This window comes from Streptomyces sp. CBMA156, from assembly GCF_014596515.1.
In the GTDB taxonomy this organism is placed as follows: domain Bacteria; phylum Actinomycetota; class Actinomycetes; order Streptomycetales; family Streptomycetaceae; genus Kitasatospora.
In genome coordinates, this window is the sequence record NZ_MSJQ01000068.1 from 20,144 (window position 1) to 38,059 (window position 17,916).

The window sequence follows — 17,916 nt, forward strand, 5'->3', positions numbered from 1 at the left end:
GGCTGCACCGCCTCGGTACCTGAACAGCAGGGCAACCTGTCCTCCTCGCGCACACCCGTCAAACTCGCCCGCCGTCCCACACATCGGAGGGAGCGGAACTCGTCACCCGCCTGGCCCGGATCGGTTTCGACCGGGTGGCCGGATACCTCGCCGACCCGGAGGACCTCTTCCTCGCCCACCCCGAGCTGATGCGACAGGGCGCCCGGCTCACCGTCCACACCCTGCGCGCGGAACTTGCAGGCCCGCGGCCCCCGCTGGTCGTCGACGTCCGCGGCGCCGCCGAGCGCGAGGCCGGCGCCATCCCCGGCTCGCTGCACCTCCCGCTCGCCGAACTCCCCGCCCGCCACGGCGAACTGCCCACCGACCGCCGCGTCGTCCTGCACTGCGCCGGCGGCAGCCGCTTCTCCATCGCCGCCAGCCTCCTGCGCCACCACGGCCACCGGGACACCTACGACCTCATCGGCGGCTACGGCGCCTGGGACGCCACCCCGGCGGAGTGACGGCACCCGACCGTCCCGGCCCGACCTCCGGCCGGCCGCGGGTGTTCCTGAAGGCTGCACCCACCGCGTGCCCCCGGGACACCAACCCCCATCGGCGCCCCGCCCGGGGGAGGGGGGCGCGGCCGCGGCGGACACGGAACAGCTGTGATGCCTCCGGGGTGTGGTTCGTGCTGCAATGCCAGGCGGCGGCTGTCCGGGCGCTCAGGGCGCACCCGGGCGGCGTGTCGCGGAAGAAATGCCGTCCCGTGGAGCATGCGGACCTCGGGGTGGTTCCGCAATCAGGCCGCGAAGGTGGTCATCGTCGCCCGGGGGAGCCGCCCGGTCAGCGGCAGCCAGAACCACGCGAAGAGCATCCACTGGCCCCACGCGCTCAGGCTGAGCATCGCTCCGAACCCGACTCCGAACGTGGTGAGGACTCCGGCCCTGAGCGCGCGTTCGGCGTCCCAGGGCAGCGTGATGCCCCGGGGGCCGTGGGGGAAGAGGGCGATGACGAGCGGGCTTCCGATCGAGACCAGGCCGCCGAACACCGGCGCGAACAGGAGCCACAGCAGGAGCACGGTCCTGCGGTTCAGGCCCAGCAGGTCGCGGGGGTCGGGCGCGGACGCGATTTTGACGGGGGCTTCGAACCAGGCGATCAGCGCCGCGGTGAGCCCGCCGGAGAGGGCGAGCGTGATCCCGTAGATCACCGCGACCACCAGCCCGACCTTGAGGTAACCCACGTTCCCCGTGCGTACGACGTTGCCGGCCCCCTCCAGGAGACCGAGACCCGCCCCTCCCAGCAGTCCCGCCACGAGCCCGGCGCCGGCGCGTGCGAGGATCTCACGACCGGACCTGGCGCGTGCTTCCCCGGCTCGTTCACGGAGGCGCATTCGCACACGCGAAGGCTCCGGGGCCGCGCCCCGGAGCACGAAGTCGCCCCCGTGCACGAGCGCGAAGATCAGGGCGGCAGGGATACCGTTGATCAGCCCGTCCAGCATCGCGACGGTGAATCCGCGTTCGGGCCAGGCCACGACGCAGTCGAGCAGGGTGACGTAGGCCCCGGCCACGAGCCCGACGAGGAGCATGCGCGGCACCAGCCGCACGCTGGTGCCCAGTTCCCACCAGGCGAGGCCGGGCCCGCGACGCCCTTCGAGGTGGCGGGCGAGGAAACCGAGCCAGCGGGTGACCCGCTCCGGATCCCGGTTCCGCTCGTCCCGGAACCACCGGCCCGAGGCCTTGCGCCCGGGCTGGGGTGGCGGCAGAGGCCCGGAGGGGTAGACCGACGGGACCAGCGAGTCCAGCAGATGGCCCTCGACCGCCTCGGGCGTCGGGTAACTGCACCGCTTGGCGAGGTCGGCGGGCCGCCGCTCCGGGTCCGGACGACGGTAGACGGTGCGGCACAGCCACAGCATCAGGGGAACCGTCAGGGCCCGGGCCGCGGGGCAATCCGGGTCCGCGGTGAGGGCGTCGGCGAGCGGGCGCCAGCGCTCCTGGTGCTGCGGCGTGGCGCTGGCGAGCAGGTACGCGGAGGCCTCCCGCGCGGTCAGCGGCTCGGCCTCGACCACCGTGGCCGAGCGGAGCACCTCGGCGCGACCGGCCGCCACCGCGTAGTCCGCCGTCCGGCAGGTCAGCACCAGCGGGGTCCCGTCCTCGAGCGCGTTGAGTCGTTCCAGGGCCAGCGGGCGCTCGCCGGTGGGCAGTTCGTCCAGACCGTCGAGCACGGGCAGGATCCGCCCGCCACGGCGCAGGACCCGGACCGTACCCGTGCTCAGGTACGGGTACTCGCGCAGCAACTGCCGCTCCAGCCAACCCTCCAGGTGCTCCGCCCTCGGCCGCCAGGAGGCGAGCGACAGCAGGACCGGGACCGGATCCCCCTCGCGCATCCGCCGCAGCAACTCCACCACGAACAGCAGGGCCATGGTCGACTTGCCGCTGCCGGGCCCGCCCAGGACGACCAGCCTGGGCCGCTCCAGGCTCAGGAACGCGTCGACGAACGAGCCCGGATCCGCCGAGTTCCCCGCAACCGGAACCGCCGACGGATCCGGATGGTCACCGAACCGACCGCCCGATCTCGCACACCACCGCACCGGAATCGACTCCGGGCCCTGCACCGCGCGCAGCGCCGCCTCCCGGCGCCACTGCGCCAGCACCACGTCCCCCAGCCGCTGTGCCTGGGTCTCCACCTCGTCGGGGAAGTGCAGGGTGAAGTAGTTGTTCTGGACGCTGTTGGGGCCTGAGCTGATCGCAGTGGGCCTGTGGAAGACGTACGTGTGGCCGGGTCTCGGCTCCGCACCGGTCATGAGGCCCCGAAGTGGTTCTCCTGGCGGCTGTGGTCACCCATCGAGATCGCCGCCGGCCCGTGGAAGGTGTTTCCGGACGCCGTGTTCCCGGTGGGGCCCGCACCGGCGGCGGACTCGGCCGACCGGACCTCCGCCACGGCCTCCCGCAGCGCCTCGGCGAAGCCGGTGTCGTTCTCGACGGCCTCCTCCAAAGCGAGTTGCAGCCGCTGCCGGGTGCGGTCGGTCGGCTCCGGGGTGCCGGAGCCGGCCTCCTCGATCATCCGCTCCAGGGCGGGGTCGGTGCCCAGGCGGGCCGCCACCACCCGGTGCAGGCGGTCCATCCCGGCGTCCAGGGTCAGGTCGACCTCGGTGTCCATCCGGCCCGCCACCCGCTTCGCCTTGCGCACCGCCCAAGCGAACAGGAAGCCGACCGCCAGCTCGATGCCCACCATGTTCGCTCCTCCGCAGCACGTGTTCGTCGGTGTGGCGAACCTAGCCCCGACGGAGCGGCCGCGTGACGGGAACCTCGCACTCCGGGGCCGGTCTTCGCACTCAAACTCGCCTTTCATAGAACACATGTGATGATGCATCAGGAAATTCGAGCAGGTGTTTCATGTCCTGGCGCCGAGTGTCATCGCCCCGTCATCGACCGCTGCGACGGTCGTCCGGTGACTTCGAACGACCAGCACATGAAGGGGAACGCCGTGACGATGGCAGTGAGCCGGTGGCGGTCGGCAGCGATGGTGGCCCTGGTGGCCGTCCTCCTGGCCGTGACCGGCACCGCGGGTGCGGCGGAGGCCGGCGGCGGCACCGGGGCGCCGCCGCCGATGGCGGACGGGTTCGGCCTGACCCAGGTCGCCCCGGCCGTGGGCGGCCCCACCGACTTCTACCTCACCGTGACCACACCCGAGGTCGCGGGCAGGCACCACATCAAGATCATCCTGCCGAGCGGCTACTACCGCGACCCGGCCAAGCGCTACCCGGTGCTGTACTTCCTGCACGGTTCGCCCGACGAGCCCGTCCGCCAGACCTACCCCGCGCTGAGCAGCTCGAACGCGATGATCACCGTCATCCCGGACGGCGGCGCCCGCGGCTGGTACGCCAACTGGCTCGACCAGAACACCCCGGCCGGGGCCCAGAACTGGGAGAACTTCCACCTCGATCAGGTCATCCCGTTCATCGACGCGAACCTGCGGACCGTGGCCACCAAGAAGGCCAGGGCCGTCGCGGGCGTCTCCATGGGCGGATTCGGGGCCTTCCACTACGCCCAGGACCACCCCGAGCTGTTCAGTCAGACCGCCTCCCTGTCCGGCGACATCGACCTCTCGGTCGACTCCATGGACCTGCGGCTGGCCGCCGTAGCCTCCCTCGTGGACGGGCCGGGAGTGCTCTGCGGCCTGTCGTCCGGGTCCTGCGACCCCGCGAACTCCCCCTACAAGCCGGCCGTGGACAGCGACGCCCTGTTCGGCTCGCCCTATCCGGTGTTCAACGCGGACTGGCGGTGGAACAACGCCGACCCGTCACGGCACATGGACAGGCTCGCCGGAATCGGGGTCTCCATCTACGTCGGCAACGGGAACGGCGTGGTCACCGACGGCGAGTTCTGGCTCGAAGGTGCCGCCAAGCACGTCAAGGAGCACATGGACGCCCTCGGCATGCCCTACCACTACGTGGACTACGGCGACGGTTCCACCTGGGGCACCCAGTGCAACGGCCGCCACAACGGCGGCTGCTGGGAGCAGGACCTCCGGGACCTGATCCCCCGGCTGGAGACGGCCTTCGGCTCCTGAGCGGCCGGTCCGCGCACCCGCGTACCGCCGGTCCCGGACCCGCCACCGGAGTCACCCGGTGCCGGGCTCGGGGCCGGCCTCGTCCCCCCGCAGGACCATCCGGTACGTCTGCCGCAGCAGCCGGCCCGGCAGCACGCCTAGGTCCTCCGCCAGCCGGCGGCGGGTCCGGTCGTACACGGCCAGGGCGTCGGCCGGCCGGCCGCAGCGGTACAGCGCCCGCATCAGCATCGCGGCCACCAATTCGTTCAGGGGGTGCTCCGCGGACAGCGGGAACAGTTCGGCGACGGCCTCCGCACTGCAACCCAGCCGCAGCTGCCACTCCAGCTTGCGCTGCGCGACGGCGATCCTGCGCTCGGTGAGCCGCAGCCGCTCCAACTCGGCGAGTGGGCCCGGCAGTCCGGCCAGGAGCTCTCCGTGGAACAGGCTCAGCGCGCGGGAGCAGAGGCCGACGGCCTCGGTCAGGTCACCCGCGCGCCGGGCCGCCCCGGCGGCGGTGACCAGATCCTCCATCCGCGTCACGTCCACCTCGGCCGCGCCGGCGGCCAGCCGGTAGCCGCCCCGGTCGTGCTCGATCACCGAGCCCGGGCTGTCCCCGATGTGCAGGATCCTGCGCAGCCGGTAGATGTGGACCGGTACCACGTTGGCGACCGGCGGCTCCGATCCCCAGACGCCGTCCAGCAGTTCCTGCCGGCTCAGGGCCCGCCCGGCGTGCAGCGCCAGGGCCGCGAGCACCGCCTGCCGGCGCGGGTGCCCGAGGTCGAGGCGGCGCCCGTCCTGCCAGGCCCCCAGCGGTCCGAGTACCGTGATCCGCACGGCGGGCTCCGCCGTCCGGGTCACGGTGGCCCGGGGTGCCGAGGGTACGGGCCGCGCCCGGGGGCCGAGGCCCGGGGTGACCAGCCCGCAGTCGAAGGCGTGGACGATGGCGGCGGCCCGGTCGCGCAGCCCGAGCTTGCCGAGGATCCGTACGAGGTGCGCGGCCACGGCGTCCTCGGAGACGGCCAGGGCGGCGGCGATCTCGTCGTCCCGCAGCCCGCAGCCGACGGCGTGGAGCACTTCGCGTTCCCGGTGTCCGAGCATCGCTGCCCCCTCGACGAGAGTCCCGCTCAGGTTCCGCCGGCCCGCGTGTGGCGCCCCGTGCCGCGTGCCGACCGTTGCGAGGCGAACGGTACCTCCTCGCGCGGAACGGCAAACCACGTGATTCCCCGGTGCGGGTTCGGGAGCCTCCGTGCCGGTCCGTCCGGCCGGGGCGGGCCGGACGGGCTCAGGCGCCGGCCACCGCGGCCGGCCGGTGTGCGGCGGCGACCGCGGCTGAAGACCGGGGCGGACCGCCGGCTGACCGCGTTCGCGTGCTCAGGTGCGTGGCGCGGAGGTTGCCAGGGAGGAGCGGAGGTGGTCGAGGTAGTGGTGGGCGTCCGGGTAGGGGCGGTTCTGGGCGCCGTGGCGGTGCAGTTCGAGCCGGCCGTCGGGATGGAGGCGCAGGGTGGTGGTCGCCGCGCGGGGCGGCTCTGCCGGGGCGGGGTCGGTGCCGGTGAGGGAGGCGCAGCCGAGGACGGGCACGGTCGGGGGGAACATCGCGGTGGCTTCTGCGGCGGAGGCGGCCGGCGGGTGGCCGGTGCGGTTGGCGCTGCTGACGTACAGGATCGGGTGATCGGCGAGGACGGGCAGCAGCGGAGTCCAGCGGGCGCCGAACAGCAGCGTCCAGCCGTCCTGGGCGGCCGGGGACAGCCAGGACGGCGGTCGGGCGGCGGGACGTAGCGGCAGCAGCAGGGTCACCCGTTCCTCGGTGAGCAGCCGGCGGGCCAGGGCGACCGCATGCGGGGTGAGGTCGAGGGTGTCGTCGAGCGCGGCCAGGGTGGCGGGGTCGTGGGCCCAGAGGGCGACGGCCTGGGGGAGTGGCCGGCCCTTGGCGGCGTTGACGGCCTGCGGGTCGGTCGCGGCCACGACGTAGGTCAGAGGTGCGGGGTTGGGCAGGACCACCGCCGTGCCCTGGTGGAGCGCGTGGCGTGCGTCGTCGGCGTCGACGGTTCCCAGGTCGCGGTTCATCGCTCATCCTCCGTCACGTCGGTGTGCAGTCCTTCGAGGTAGCAGCCGAAGGCGTCGTCGTCGACCACGGCCAGGCCCGTGCGGTAGGCATGCTGTTTCACCCATGCCATCGCGGCGTGGGCTTGCGCGTCGTCCAGCTCCCGGCCGAGCCGGGCGGCCACCGTCCTGACCACCCGCGCACTGGCCAGTTGGGTGAGCACCACACGCGGCGTGATCCCCATCAACTCCTCGGGATCGAACGGCTGAAAGAGCCGCGGATGGACGAACGGGGTGCCGGTGGATATCGTGCCGACCCCCGTGCCGACGATCGGAGTCGTCACACTCAGCGGCACGCCCGTCTCCTCGGAGACCATCCGTGCGATCCCCGGCAGCCGGGTGAGGTCCGGAGCCGTCCACCACGGATCGGCGCCCTCGCCCAGCAGTCGGGCCGTGTACTGCGCCCGGTGGGCGAGCAGGAACAGCAGCTGCTCGGTCGCCACCAGACCACTGCGCTCGGCGATGCCGAGCCAGGAGCTGGAGACGACCCGTACGCCCGCCTCCAGCGCCTGAAGCGTGTTGGCCAGCCCCAGCCCCAGGTCGTTGTGCAGGTGGGAGGCCAGCACCACCTCGTCGTCTGCCGCCGCCCGCACCCGCGTGAACAACCGTGCGACGTCGGAAGGCAGTTGGTCGCCGACGGTGTCGGCCAGCACCACCACCCCCGCACCGGCAGCGGTCAACGCCACCGCGGACTCGGCCAGCAGGCCGTGGTCGGCACGGGTGGCGTCCGCCAGGCACACGTCCACGGCCACCCCGCCGGTCAGCCCCCGCGCCTCCTCGACCAGGGCCACGCCCAGCTCCAGGGCCTCGCGCGCGGTGCGATGCGTCATCACCCGGGCCATCGCCTCGGACGCGGGCACGATCACCATGACCCGAGCGTGCGCCGTGCCCCTCACCGAGGCGACGGCCTGCCGGACATCCGCCGCCCGCCCACGGCACACCGCCGCGACGCTGACCGCGCCCTCGGCCTCCACCGCCACCCGCCGAACCGCCTCGAACTCCTCCGCGCACACCGCAGGGAAGCCCGCCGCGAACACCACGTGCCGCGGCCCGTCCACTCCGAAGACCCGCCCCTGTTCCCGGGCCAGCCGCACCCGGAACCCCGGCGCCATCAGGGTCTTGGCCTGCGCGCCGTCCCTCGCCGACTCCTCCCACAGCACCACTCGCCCCGCCAGCGCGGACTCCCGCACCACGTCCCCGCCCACTGCGCCCCCTGATCCCCGGACCGGCCTGCGGGCCGGCCCGGCACTCGCACTCTCCGTCGGCAGAGAGAGTCCACCGCCGTACTCTAGGTGATCCAGCTCATGCCCGAAGGTGGGGAGGCGTTCGGGACCCCGTCACCGGGACGTGTGAAGTTGCGGGCCGCGTCCGGCTGTCCGGTCGCGGCCCACGGGGCAGTGGAGGGTCGGTCCGGTGGCTCACCGGCCCCTGACCGGCGCGCGGCGGCTGGTGCGCGCCGCCTTGAGCTGCGGAGCGCACCGGTTGTCGCGAAGCCTTGACAGCGCGTCACGGACTCAGAACCCTGGTGCTGTACTTCAGGGAGGCGAGGGGCACGGCATGCCATGGTTTGAGGAGAGCGGGCGCCACCAGGGTTTCCCGGCGGCGGTGTTGGCGGACGGCAGCGAGCCGGAGCCGTTGCCGGACGGGCGCACCACCTGGTGGCTCTACAACGGTGCGGACGGTCCTCGGGCCGCCGCGGTGCGCAGTGGGTGCAGCTGCGGCTGGCGGGGTGAGCGGCTGCACCTGCTGGACTTCGGTGACGACGCGGCGACCGAGGCGGTGGGCGAGGCCACCGGGCCGTTCGCGGACTGGGAGTGGCACGTCGACCTGGCCGAGGGCGTGGTGCCGCGCGAGGTCGAGGAGCTGGTCGCGGCGCTGGTGGACCGGATCTGCGACCTGACGGAGGGCAGGCCGTACGCCGCCGCCCGTGCGGCCGCCCGGTTCGAGCGCGCCGCCGGTTCGACCGCGCTGCTGGCCGGCCGCAAGGCCCGCAGCAGCATGATGACCTGGGAGTACATCGGCCGCGCCTTCGGCTGCGGGCCGGAGGCGGCACTGGAGCGGTTCGGCGAGACGCTGCACGACGTCGACCGGGGTGATGAGGACTGGCTCTGAGGTATCGGCACCCCTGGTGGGATCGGTGCGCCCGGTGCGCGCTGGACCATCGTCGGTCGGCGCGGGAGGACGGCGCGGGAGGACGGCTGGGGGGAGCTGTGGGGGATCAGCCCATGACCGTGCGTGCCGCGTCCGCCCGGACGGGGCGCCGGCGGGAGAAGGCGCCCAGGTTCACGAGGGCGCCGGTGTGTTCGCACCGGTGCTGGACCGGGTCGCCGTCGTGGTCGTGCCCGGAGTCCACCGCGTCGATCAGGGTGGCCAGGTAACGGCCCACCAGTGGCGCGTTCTTGAACTGGTTGCCGCTGGTGCCCATGGCGACGTAGTAGCCGTCGAGGGCGGTGCGGTCGTAGATCGGGGTCCAGTCGTCGGCGACGTCGTACACCCCCGCCGCTCCGAGGGGCCGGTTGGGGACTCCGATCGCGGGGAACCGGCGCGCGGCCCGGGTCACCTGGGTGCGGAAGCGCCGGGGGGTGGCGCGGGGGTCGGCCGTGTCAGGGTCGTCGATCCACTCGTGCCGGTCGCAGTCCGGTTCGGTGCCGCCGACCAGCAGGTGACCTCCGGGGGCTTCGCGGATGTAGGTGCCGAGATCGAGGTCGGCGACCAGCGGGAAGGGGCCGGCGGCCCGGCCGTCCGGTGCGGCGACCTGGTGGACCTCCTCGCGCAGCGGGCGCACGCCGATCGTGAAGTCGTCGCCGACGCCCGCCAGTCGGTTGAGGCCGCCCGACCACGGGCCGGCGGCGTTGACCACCACGGGGGCGGTGATCCGTGTCCCGTCGGCGAGCCGGATGCCCGTCACCCGGCCGGCGTGCCCGTCCACGGCCACCACGGTGTGGTGGAGGGCGAAGCGTGCGCCCAGTCCGGCCGCCGCGTCCGCGAGGTTCTGGGCGGCGAGCTGCGGATCGTCGACGTACCCGGCGTCGGGGGTGAACAGGGCGCCGAGTTCGCCCGACGGGTCGGCGAAGAAGGCGTCGTCGTCCACCGGCTTCGGCGGCCAGTACCGTCCGGGATCGATCCCGGGGAGGCGCTCGCGCAGCGTCGGGCCGTCCCAGCGCTCGTACGGGACGCCGGCGCGGTCGAGCAGCGCGGCGGAGGCGGACGTCGCGACGGACGGGGAGTCCAGCAGGACGGCGCCCGTGCGGCGGAAGGCGGCGAGCGGGCGGCGGCCGGGGAGTTGCAGGTGATCGGGCCAGGACGCCCAGAGGTGCTGGGCCTCCCAGGCGGTCGCGACGCTGTCGAACGCCGAGTAGTTGAACCGGATGATCGCGCTGGAGGCGCTGGTGGAGCCGTGACCGACGGCGCCCGCCTTGTCCACGACGACCACCTGCCGTCCGGCGCGCGCGAGTTCGAGGGCGATGGCGGAGCCGATCACGCCGGCTCCGACGACCACCGCGTCCGGGTGTCCGATGGTCATGACGGCCTCTTCTCGGGGTGGTGGTGACGGTGGTGGTGGGCGTGGCGGCGGAGGCGATCCGGGAGAGGCTTTCCCGGACGCTTCCCCCGCCGTCCACGCCTCGATGAGCGCGCCCCCGGCCGCTGTCAGCCGCGGGAGATCTGCCAGTACGACTGCGCCACCCGGTCGCCCGGCACCCACACGTACGGGATCCGGCGGTCGCTGTCCCTCTCGTAGTCGCTGGCGTAGAGATAGCCGCCGTAGTACTTGTTGTTGAGTCCGATGGTGTCCTGGTCGGAGAGTACCCCGTGGCCCTTGCGCTTGATGTCCCCCGAGACGTCCAGCTCACATCCTGAGATCAGCTCGGTGTTGCTGTTGATGGTGAGCTTCACGCCGTACGGGCCGCGCAGTTCGCGGATCCGGACGAAGTTGTCACTGACCGCGTGGACCTCTCCGTAGGCGTTCAGGGTGCTGTTGGCGTTCAGGTCCCCGTTGGCCTCCAGGGTGCCGCTGACCCGCAGGTCGCTGTTGGCGTACACGGTGCTCCCGACGCTCAGGTAGCCGTTCGTGGTGAGACTGCTCTGCACGGTGGCGCTGCCGCTGACCGACAGGCTGCTCCCGATACCGGCCGAGCCGTTCACCGTCAGGTAGTACACCGTCGCGGTGCCGGCCAGGTCCAGCCCGGATCGGCCCGAGATCTCCCCCTCGACGGTCAGCGCGGCCAGGACCGGGTCCTTCACGCTGAGGGCGAGCGTGGCGTACTGGTAGACCGGCTTGAAGGAGTCGCCCTCGGGTGTCGACGACATCGACGCCTCCACCGTGAAGGTGGTGTCCATGGTGAGGTGGTCGGCGCCGGGCGAGCAGAAGGTCTCGGGGCCCTCGTGGACGATGCGGCCCTCGCCGTCGTACACCCGGAAGTAGGCGCCGTTGCTCTCCCAGGAGAGGTAGACGGAGTCGTTCCGGTTGAACACCGTCTTCGGGGCGGTGGCACTGGCGCTGCCGCGGGCGAGGAAGGTGTGCAGGTAGAAGACCGGGCCGGTGACGGGCAGGGGCAGGACGAACGTCTCGTGGCTGTAGCTCTTGCGGCCGGGCGTGGTGGCGGAGTACTCCGTGATGTAGCAGTTCATCGTGCCCGCGCTGGTGCCGAGTTCGCCGCTGATGCCGAAGTCCAGGGTGCCCTCGACCTGGTCGTACTCCTCGCCCGCGGACTTGAGGGTGGCCCGCCAGTACTCGGCCTTGCCCTTGCCGCCGATCTCCTCCGCGGACACGGACACCAGCGACGCCACGGTCCACCGGTCGGAGCCGGTGGAGATGTGCGGTTTGGAAGCGAAGTAGGCGCCGCCGCTCTCCGCGTCCTTCGGGATGCTCAGCAGGATCTGATCGCAGTACACGGTGTTCTTGCCGGTGCTGACGGCCAGGTTGACCCGGCCGTCGGTCCCGGTGCCGGGGGTGCTCGCCTGGAGCGGGGCCGGGCTGGTGGAGGGGCGGTAGGTGAGCAGCGGGGGCTGGTCGGACACGGCGGGGCCTCCTGGTGGGTGGTGGTGACTGCCCGGGGCCGGGCTCGGACTCGGACTCGGACGGGGCTGGGAGCCGGGGGCAGGATCCGAACCGGGAGCGGGGGACCGGGGGTCAGGGCTCGGGCTCGGGTTCGGTGAGGAGCCGGAGCAGACCGTCCTCCAGCGTCGGCGGGCGGTCAGGGAACTGAGCGTTCGTCTGTGCCGGGGTCAGGTCGTGCGACGTCCAGTGGCCGCCCGGCGGTGGTCCCGGACGCAGCCAGGACCAGTTGCCGTGCCGGGTGCCCGGCCGGGGGAACGGGACCGCCCCGTCCAGGCCGCCAGTCATGACGGGCCCGAACCGGAACTGGGCCTGGAGGTGGCGCAACGCCCCGTCGACGTGCGCTGGCTGGACGGTCACGGACACCGTGGGGGTGATGCCGCTGACGGCGTGGACGCTCGCGCGCGGGTCGACGAGCAGCAGCAGCCGGGTCGGCGCGGGATCGCCGAACGCCAGGTCCAGGTGGCCGGCGCCGCGCTGCGGGTCGGGGAGGGTGCCGGGCGGGCCGATCGGGACGATCAGGTCCTGGCCGTGGTCGGGGGCGGTGACGCTGTCGAAGCGCTCGTAGTCGTAGCCCCCGCCGGGGGCGGTCCGGAAGAAGCCGATGAGGCCGTCGTCGCGGGCCGCCTGGTCGCCCAGCCGGACGGCGAACGGATCGGCGGTGAAGGCGGGAGCCGGCGGGTCGAGGGTGGCCGCCCAGCCGGTGTCGGTCAGGGGCGGCCCGTCCAGGGTCAGCCGGAGCCGGGCCCTGACCAGCGCCAGCGGCCGTCCGATCAGGGCGGACAGCGTCTGGTCGGTGCGCCGCCCGAGCGGGTCGGTGGTCCACAGGGTCGAGTCGACGACGTCCAGGAACGCGCTGAGGTTGGCCTCGGTGGCCAGGCGCCGGGAGCGCACCAGGCCGGCGAGGTCCGGGGCGAGCGCCTCGACCTGGGCGAGGCCGGTGACCGTGCCGTCGGGCGGGGGCTCCCACTGGCCGGCGCGGGTGCCTGAGCCGTCGGTGAGCAGCCGGTAGGTGCCCAGGAAACGGCCCGCCGGGTCGTACAGCAGCAGGCTGCGGTCGAGGTGGTCGGGCAGCAGCCAGCCGGTGACGGGGCTCGGGTCGGCGGCCGTCTCCACCACCCGGGTGCCGGTGGCCGCGTCCAGCAGGTCGAAGTCGAGCCGGGCGGGCTGGAGCGGGCGCGGGGGCAGCTGGGCGACGGCGGCGACGGTCGGGGTGAGTGAGGACTCCGTGGTCAGGGAGGTGTCGACGATCAGCGGGAAGCTGCGGTACTCGTGCAGGCCGCCCTGCCGGAGGTCGGGGCTGACGACGTCGAGGACGCGGCCGAACTTGTCGTAGAGGAACAGTTCCCGCACGTGGATCTGGCCCTGGCGGGTCTCGTGGAAGTCCGCGCTCTCGCCGCCGGGGAGGTAGGGGACGCTGGTGACCCGGCCCCGGTAGCGGGCGGGCAGCGCGTCCTCGGTGTCGGCGTCGGGGTAGCCGGCCAGGCCCGCGATGTGCGGCAGGTCGTCGTCCCCGGTGGTGGGGCGGCGGAAGGCGCGGGTGTCGCGGGCGGCGAGGCGCTCGTTGAAGCCGGTGAGTTCCTGGGCGAGGATGCCCCAGTCGCCGATGGCCCCGAGCCAGGCGGCGAGCCGGTCGCGCTGGTCGGCGGAGCCGTTCCGGGAGACGAACTCCTTCAGCCGGGAGGCGAACAGGGCGCGGGGGTGCGGGCCGAGGGCGGAGATGCCCGTGACGTCGACCGGGTCCCCGTCGAGGCGGGCGCCCGGGGTGTAGCGGTAGTCGGTGCCGTCGAAGGCCCAGCAGCCCTGGCCGTCCACGGAGTGCGGGATGTGCCGGTAGGAGACGTTCCACTCCATGAACAGCGGCTCCCAGGGCTGGCTCCACGGGGCCAGGCCGAGTGCGGGGAGGGTGCCGGTGTAGTCGGCCGGGCGGTGCGCGGTGAGCGCGGCGGTGAGGTCGCCCGCCGCCAGGCCGGTGGCGGCGGCGAGGGCGGCCGCGTTGCCCGGGTCCAGCAGGTAGTACTCCGTGAGGAGCGGCGCGACCTCGCCCGGCAGCGCGCCGAGTCCGGGCAGGGTGGGCAGCCCGCCCTGTCCGGGTGTCGCGGTGACGGGCCGGCCCCCGACCGAGACGGCGCTGACCGGTGGGGCCGGGGTGTGGTCGGCGAGCGGGCGTACGGGCACCGGCTCGTCGGAGACGACGGCGTCGGCCGGGGGCCGGATGCCCGACACGCTCACCACCGGGTCGGTGGTGCGCCAGTACGCGGGCCGGGGTACGGCCTTGAGGGTGGCGCCCCCGGTCAGGCCCTTGGCCCTGGCGAAGGCGCTGATCCCGGCCTGGAGCGCCTCCTGGGCGGTGGCGTGCGGCGCGGACGGGTCCGGCTGGGGCACCCGGGCCGCCAGGGTGCGTGCCTGGACGGCCTTCTCGCGCAGGGTGTGGGCGAGGGAGCCGGGCCGGGTGGGGTCCAGTTCTGCCCGGATGTCGTCCTGGTCCGGGGCGTCCCCGGGCGGCGGTGGCGGGAGGAACTCCAGGATGCCGTTCTTCAGCCACAGGGAGTTGAGCCGCCACTGGAGCGCGTGCACCTCACCGAGCAGCGAGTCCAGCCGGTTCTGGTCGTCGTTGAGGGTGGTGAGCCAGGCGGGCGGGGTGAAGGGCGCCGCGGGGGTGCCGTCGGGTGCCGGGTCGGCCGGCGGTGGTGTCACCGTCCACCGGTATCCGCCCGAGGACGGCCTGAACGAGGCGGCGTGGACCGCGCGCCGCACCCGTTCGTCGCCGCCGGTCTCCTCGGCGACGGCGAGCAGGTCGTGCAGGAACGCCCGGAGTAGCTGCACGTCCGCGGCGGCGGGCCGGGCGCCGGTCGCCTGGAGGGCGTGCCCGGCGAGCGCGGTGAAGGCGTCCTCGGTGGTGGTGCCGAGGGCGACGTTGAGGGTCCGGTTGTCCCGCACGGTCTGGAGCGGGTCGGGGGAGGGGACGGCGGCGTTGTCGGCCGGGTCCCAGGGCACGGTCAGGGCCAGTCCCTGGTAGAGGCTGCGGACAGCGGGCGGGACGGCCCCGTCCACGGCGGGGTCGCCGGTGAGCCTCGGGTCCCGCCAGCCCAGCCGGTCGAGCAGGCCGGCGTACGGGGTGCCGGGCGGGAGCGTGGCGAGGACGTCGGCGGCCGGGTCGGAGTACCAGCCGATGACCTGGTACCCCAGCGTGTCCGCCGCGGTGACGTCGGAGAGGTCGTCGAGGAAGGAGAAGACGTTGGTGTTGTGCGGGACGTAGGTGGTGAAGTGCTGGTCGCCGGCGCCCATGGCGGTGAGGAACAGCCGGTCCGCCGCGGCCCGTTCGGTCCAGGGCGTGCGGTCGGCGAGGGGGAAGGCGAGCCCGAGCAGGACCTGGGGGGACGCGTCGGTGCGGGCGCTCCGGTAGGGGTCCCGGCTGGCCCGCCAGGCGCTCAGCGTGGCGTCGGTGACCAGGTGGGGGCTGGAGTGTTCGAGGGGGTGGCCCTGCCGCAGGGCGTAGGCCGTGTGCGGGCAGTCGCTCTCGATCACCCACGCCCTGACCCGCCGGGTGCCGGTGCCGCTGAAGCGGGTGACGAGCCAGCGGTTGGGCACCAGCGGGTAGTCGACCTCCCCGGTCGCCGGGTCCTGCACGCCGTGGCGCAGGCCCCGGGGGAGCGCCCAGTGCAGGTGGACGCCGGTCTGCCGGAACTGGGGGTCGTCGCTCTGCCGGTCGCCCTCGTCGGGTTCGGGGCTGGTGAAGTCGTCCAGGGCCTGGTAGTTCTGCCGCCAGGTCCGGAAGCCGTCCCGGCGCAGCAGGGCCGGGTTCACCACGAGCGCGTCGAGCGCGACCGGCACGACGAGGGCGGGGCGGGTGCTCAACGCGGGTCTCCTCCGGGCGCCGGGAAGCGGTCTCCGTCCGGGCCGTCGAAGCGGATCGCCTCCGGCACCTTGACCAGTTGCAGGGCGAGGTCGGCGGGGCCGACCCCGCCGACGTCCGTGCCGTGCGCGGATTCCAGGGCGGTGGCCAGCGCGGGCACGAGCGAGTCGAGGTCCAGGACCCGTACGGCGGGGTCGGCGGACGGGCGCAGGTGGCGCAGGACGTCGAAGGTGACGTCCGGGCCGAGCTGCTCGCCCAGCGGAAGCCGTGGTCCGGCGTCCGGCAGCAGGCTGCGCAGCGGTATCAGTCCGTCGTCCTCGACGCCGAAGCGGAACCCCTCCTGGGGTTCGGCGAGTTCGACGGTGGCGGGCAGCCCGTTGAACAGGCACAGCAGCACGGTCGGGGAGAGGTGTTCCATCCGCAGCACCGGCAGCGGGGCACCGGTCACGTCGACGGCTCGTACGGCGAGGTGGGGCCAGCCGGAGACCAGCGCGGAGCGCAGCAGGATTCCGCAGACCCGGCCGAGGGTGGCGTCCGGATCGCCGGGCCCGGCGTCGCGCTGCCGGTCGCGGTGGCGGGCCGCCGCCTGCGCGGCCTTCGTCCGGACGGCGGCGGCCACGACCGCGTCCTGGAGCGTGTCCCGGCTCGACTGGGCGCCAATCCCCAGCGCTCCGCCGACCAGGGCGTCCAGCCAGTTCGGGTCGGTGTGGAAGAAGCGCAGGGACTCCGGCGGCAGCATCCGGGCGTCCGGCACGAGGTGGGTGAACGGCACCGGGGTGAGCAGCAGCAGGTGCCCCAGCCAGTCCGCGACCGGCGCGAGCCGTGTCCTGAGGCCGTCGTCCGTGTCCAGGGCCTCGGTGACGGCCGCGCGGGCGGCGTCGGAGCGCAGGAAGGCGTCCAGGTCGGCGCTCGGATCGGTCGGGGCGGGCCCGGGAGCGGGTGGTGACCAGGGGTCACCGGAGTGCGTCGGGGTGGTGCCGAGGGCGGTGAGCAGCGGCCCGTCCAGCAGCGCGCCGAAGGCCGCCCGGGCGGTGCGCGGTCCGTCCCCTCCGGCTGCCGGGAGGTGGGTGCTGGTCTGCCGGTGGTAGAGGGTGTCCGCCAGTTCGTGGGTGGCGCGCTTGAACGCGGTCAGCTGCCGTACGTACGCCGGATCGGCGAGCGCGAGCGCCCGCCCGGTCTCGAACGCGGTGGCCAGCGACACGTCGAAGCTGCCCCAGGCGGGGTCGTAGCCGAGCAGGGCGTCCGCGCTGGTGGCGGTGGCCACCCGGTCGACGGGCTGGGGTGGGACGGGGGTGAGCGGCCCCCGGTACCAGCCGAAGGCGCGCTCGCCGGAGCGGGTCAGGTACGGCAGCGGCAGGTGGCCGTCGGCGATCCGCCGGGCCACCTGCCGCCGGGCGGGCGGGGTGCCGTCGGCGTCCCGGTAGGGGGAGGGCAGCCGCAGCCACATCTCCTCGCGGGTGGCCGCCCGGGAGCCGTCCGGTGTCCGGGTGAGTCCTTCGGCGAGGTCGCGGAAGTGGGCCTTGCCGTCCGGCTCCGCCCAGAACGACCAGCTGCACAGCGACAGCAGGGCGACAGACGTGCGGTCCTGGAAGTCAGGGTCGGGGCCGAGGAGCGGCTCGTGGCCCTCCAGGGACACCAGGTGGACGATGTTCTTGGTGCGGGCGTCCGGCGGTGAGCCGGGCGGGCCGGCGGCGGGGAAGCGGCTGGCGACGACGACGGAGAACAACCCGTCCTCCTGGAGGCCGAGGACGGGCCGGTCCCCGGTGTTGGCGCCGCGGCAGTGCGCGAGGTACGGCAGTTCCGTCAGCCGGGGTGCCACCGTGGGGAACACGGACGTGGGGATCCGGATGACGTCGCACGGGTCGTCCGGTCCGATGTCGGACTCCCGGTGCAGCGCGGGCTTGAGCACGGCGGGATCGTCGGCCAGGAAGTCGCCCACGGTGGTCGACTCGGTCCGGTTCGGGGAGGTGTCGCCGCCGACGAGCTGGTCGTCGGTCAGGACCAGCAGTGCCAGCCACGGGGTGCCGGCCCCCGCCCCGTGCAGCGGCCGCTCCCACGGCAGCAGCGGGTCACCGAGTACCAGGTGGGGCAGCACGTCGGCGAACCGCCCTGCGGCGGTGTCCGGCGGGTGCTTGGCGACCACGGCGGTCGTGGCGTCGATCGACACCTGGGGTGCGCGCACGGTGAACCGCTGGACGGCCCGGAACGGCCCGGCGACGGTCCGCGCGCTCCCGTCCGTCCCGGTGCGCAGGGTGTGGGTGGCCTCGATCCGGTAGTTCCCGGCGGGCAGGGCGGGCAGGTAGCGGTCGTGCAGCTCGATGTCCCCGATGGGGATGGTGTCGCGGGCGGGGTGCGGCGGGCTCGCGCTCACGTGGTC

The 17,916-nt window shown here is 73.9% G+C and carries 12 protein-coding genes; 3 read left to right on the forward strand and 9 right to left on the reverse strand.

The window, feature by feature from the left end; all coding sequences use genetic code 11:
- Positions 1–134 precede the first annotated feature (134 nt).
- A complete protein-coding gene (locus BU198_RS05660; RefSeq protein ID WP_317619980.1) occupies positions 135–500 on the forward strand; it encodes a rhodanese-like domain-containing protein in 366 nt (121 codons plus the stop codon).
- 278 nt (positions 501–778) lie between these two features.
- Here BU198_RS05660 and BU198_RS05665 read toward each other — a convergent pair whose 3' ends face one another.
- Together BU198_RS05665 and BU198_RS05670 are read right to left on the reverse strand one after the other, a co-directional pair.
- Positions 779–2,779 (reverse strand): NACHT domain-containing protein, encoded by a 2,001-nt coding sequence (locus BU198_RS05665; RefSeq protein WP_188295731.1) that lies wholly within the window; start codon positions 2,777–2,779, stop codon positions 779–781.
- Entirely contained in the window at positions 2,776–3,210 is a 435-nt protein-coding gene (locus BU198_RS05670; RefSeq protein WP_188295732.1) for a chromosome partitioning protein, read from the reverse strand. The genes BU198_RS05665 and BU198_RS05670 overlap by 4 nt, the downstream gene beginning before the upstream one ends.
- 252 nt (positions 3,211–3,462) lie before the next feature.
- On the opposite strand from BU198_RS05670, the gene BU198_RS05675 reads away from it, so the two are divergent.
- The gene (locus BU198_RS05675; protein ID WP_411293148.1) at positions 3,463–4,548 is read left to right on the forward strand and encodes an alpha/beta hydrolase; all 1,086 of its coding nucleotides are present in this window, start codon (positions 3,463–3,465) and stop codon (positions 4,546–4,548) included.
- A gap of 51 nt (positions 4,549–4,599) precedes the next feature.
- Here the strand turns inward: BU198_RS05675 and BU198_RS05680 are convergent, their stop codons facing one another.
- From BU198_RS05680 to BU198_RS05690, 3 genes are all read right to left on the reverse strand, one after another.
- Complete coding sequence (locus tag BU198_RS05680) at positions 4,600–5,625, reverse strand: BTAD domain-containing putative transcriptional regulator (protein ID WP_188295733.1); 1,026 nt, start codon at positions 5,623–5,625, stop codon at positions 4,600–4,602.
- 273 nt (positions 5,626–5,898) lie between these two features.
- Positions 5,899–6,591, reverse strand: a complete 693-nt coding sequence (locus BU198_RS05685) for a hypothetical protein (RefSeq protein WP_188295734.1) — start codon at positions 6,589–6,591, stop codon at positions 5,899–5,901.
- Positions 6,588–7,832 (reverse strand): 2-isopropylmalate synthase, encoded by a 1,245-nt coding sequence (locus BU198_RS05690; protein WP_317619981.1) that lies wholly within the window; start codon positions 7,830–7,832, stop codon positions 6,588–6,590. The genes BU198_RS05685 and BU198_RS05690 overlap by 4 nt, the downstream gene beginning before the upstream one ends.
- A 352-nt stretch (positions 7,833–8,184) precedes the next feature.
- Here BU198_RS05690 and BU198_RS05695 point away from each other — a divergent pair, with 352 nt between their 5' ends.
- Positions 8,185–8,739 carry a hypothetical protein gene (locus BU198_RS05695; RefSeq protein ID WP_188295735.1) on the forward strand — a complete coding sequence of 185 codons (555 nt, stop codon included), beginning with the start codon at positions 8,185–8,187 and terminating at the stop codon, positions 8,737–8,739.
- A gap of 106 nt (positions 8,740–8,845) precedes the next feature.
- On the opposite strand, the gene BU198_RS05700 is transcribed toward BU198_RS05695, so the two are convergent.
- The 4 genes from BU198_RS05700 to BU198_RS05715 form a co-directional block, all read right to left on the reverse strand.
- Positions 8,846–10,150 (reverse strand): NAD(P)/FAD-dependent oxidoreductase, encoded by a 1,305-nt coding sequence (locus tag BU198_RS05700; RefSeq protein ID WP_188295736.1) that lies wholly within the window; start codon positions 10,148–10,150, stop codon positions 8,846–8,848.
- Positions 10,151–10,275: 125 nt separating this feature from the next.
- Positions 10,276–11,646: a hypothetical protein gene (locus BU198_RS05705; protein WP_188295737.1), complete on the reverse strand. Its 1,371-nt coding sequence runs from the start codon at positions 11,644–11,646 to the stop codon at positions 10,276–10,278.
- Between the two features lie 112 nt (positions 11,647–11,758).
- Entirely contained in the window at positions 11,759–15,541 is a 3,783-nt protein-coding gene (locus tag BU198_RS05710) for a hypothetical protein (protein ID WP_188295738.1), read from the reverse strand.
- Positions 15,538–17,910: a hypothetical protein gene (locus BU198_RS05715; protein WP_188295739.1), complete on the reverse strand. Its 2,373-nt coding sequence runs from the start codon at positions 17,908–17,910 to the stop codon at positions 15,538–15,540. Before BU198_RS05715 ends, BU198_RS05710 begins: the two co-directional genes overlap by 4 nt.
- Between the last annotated feature and the right edge of the window lie 6 nt (positions 17,911–17,916).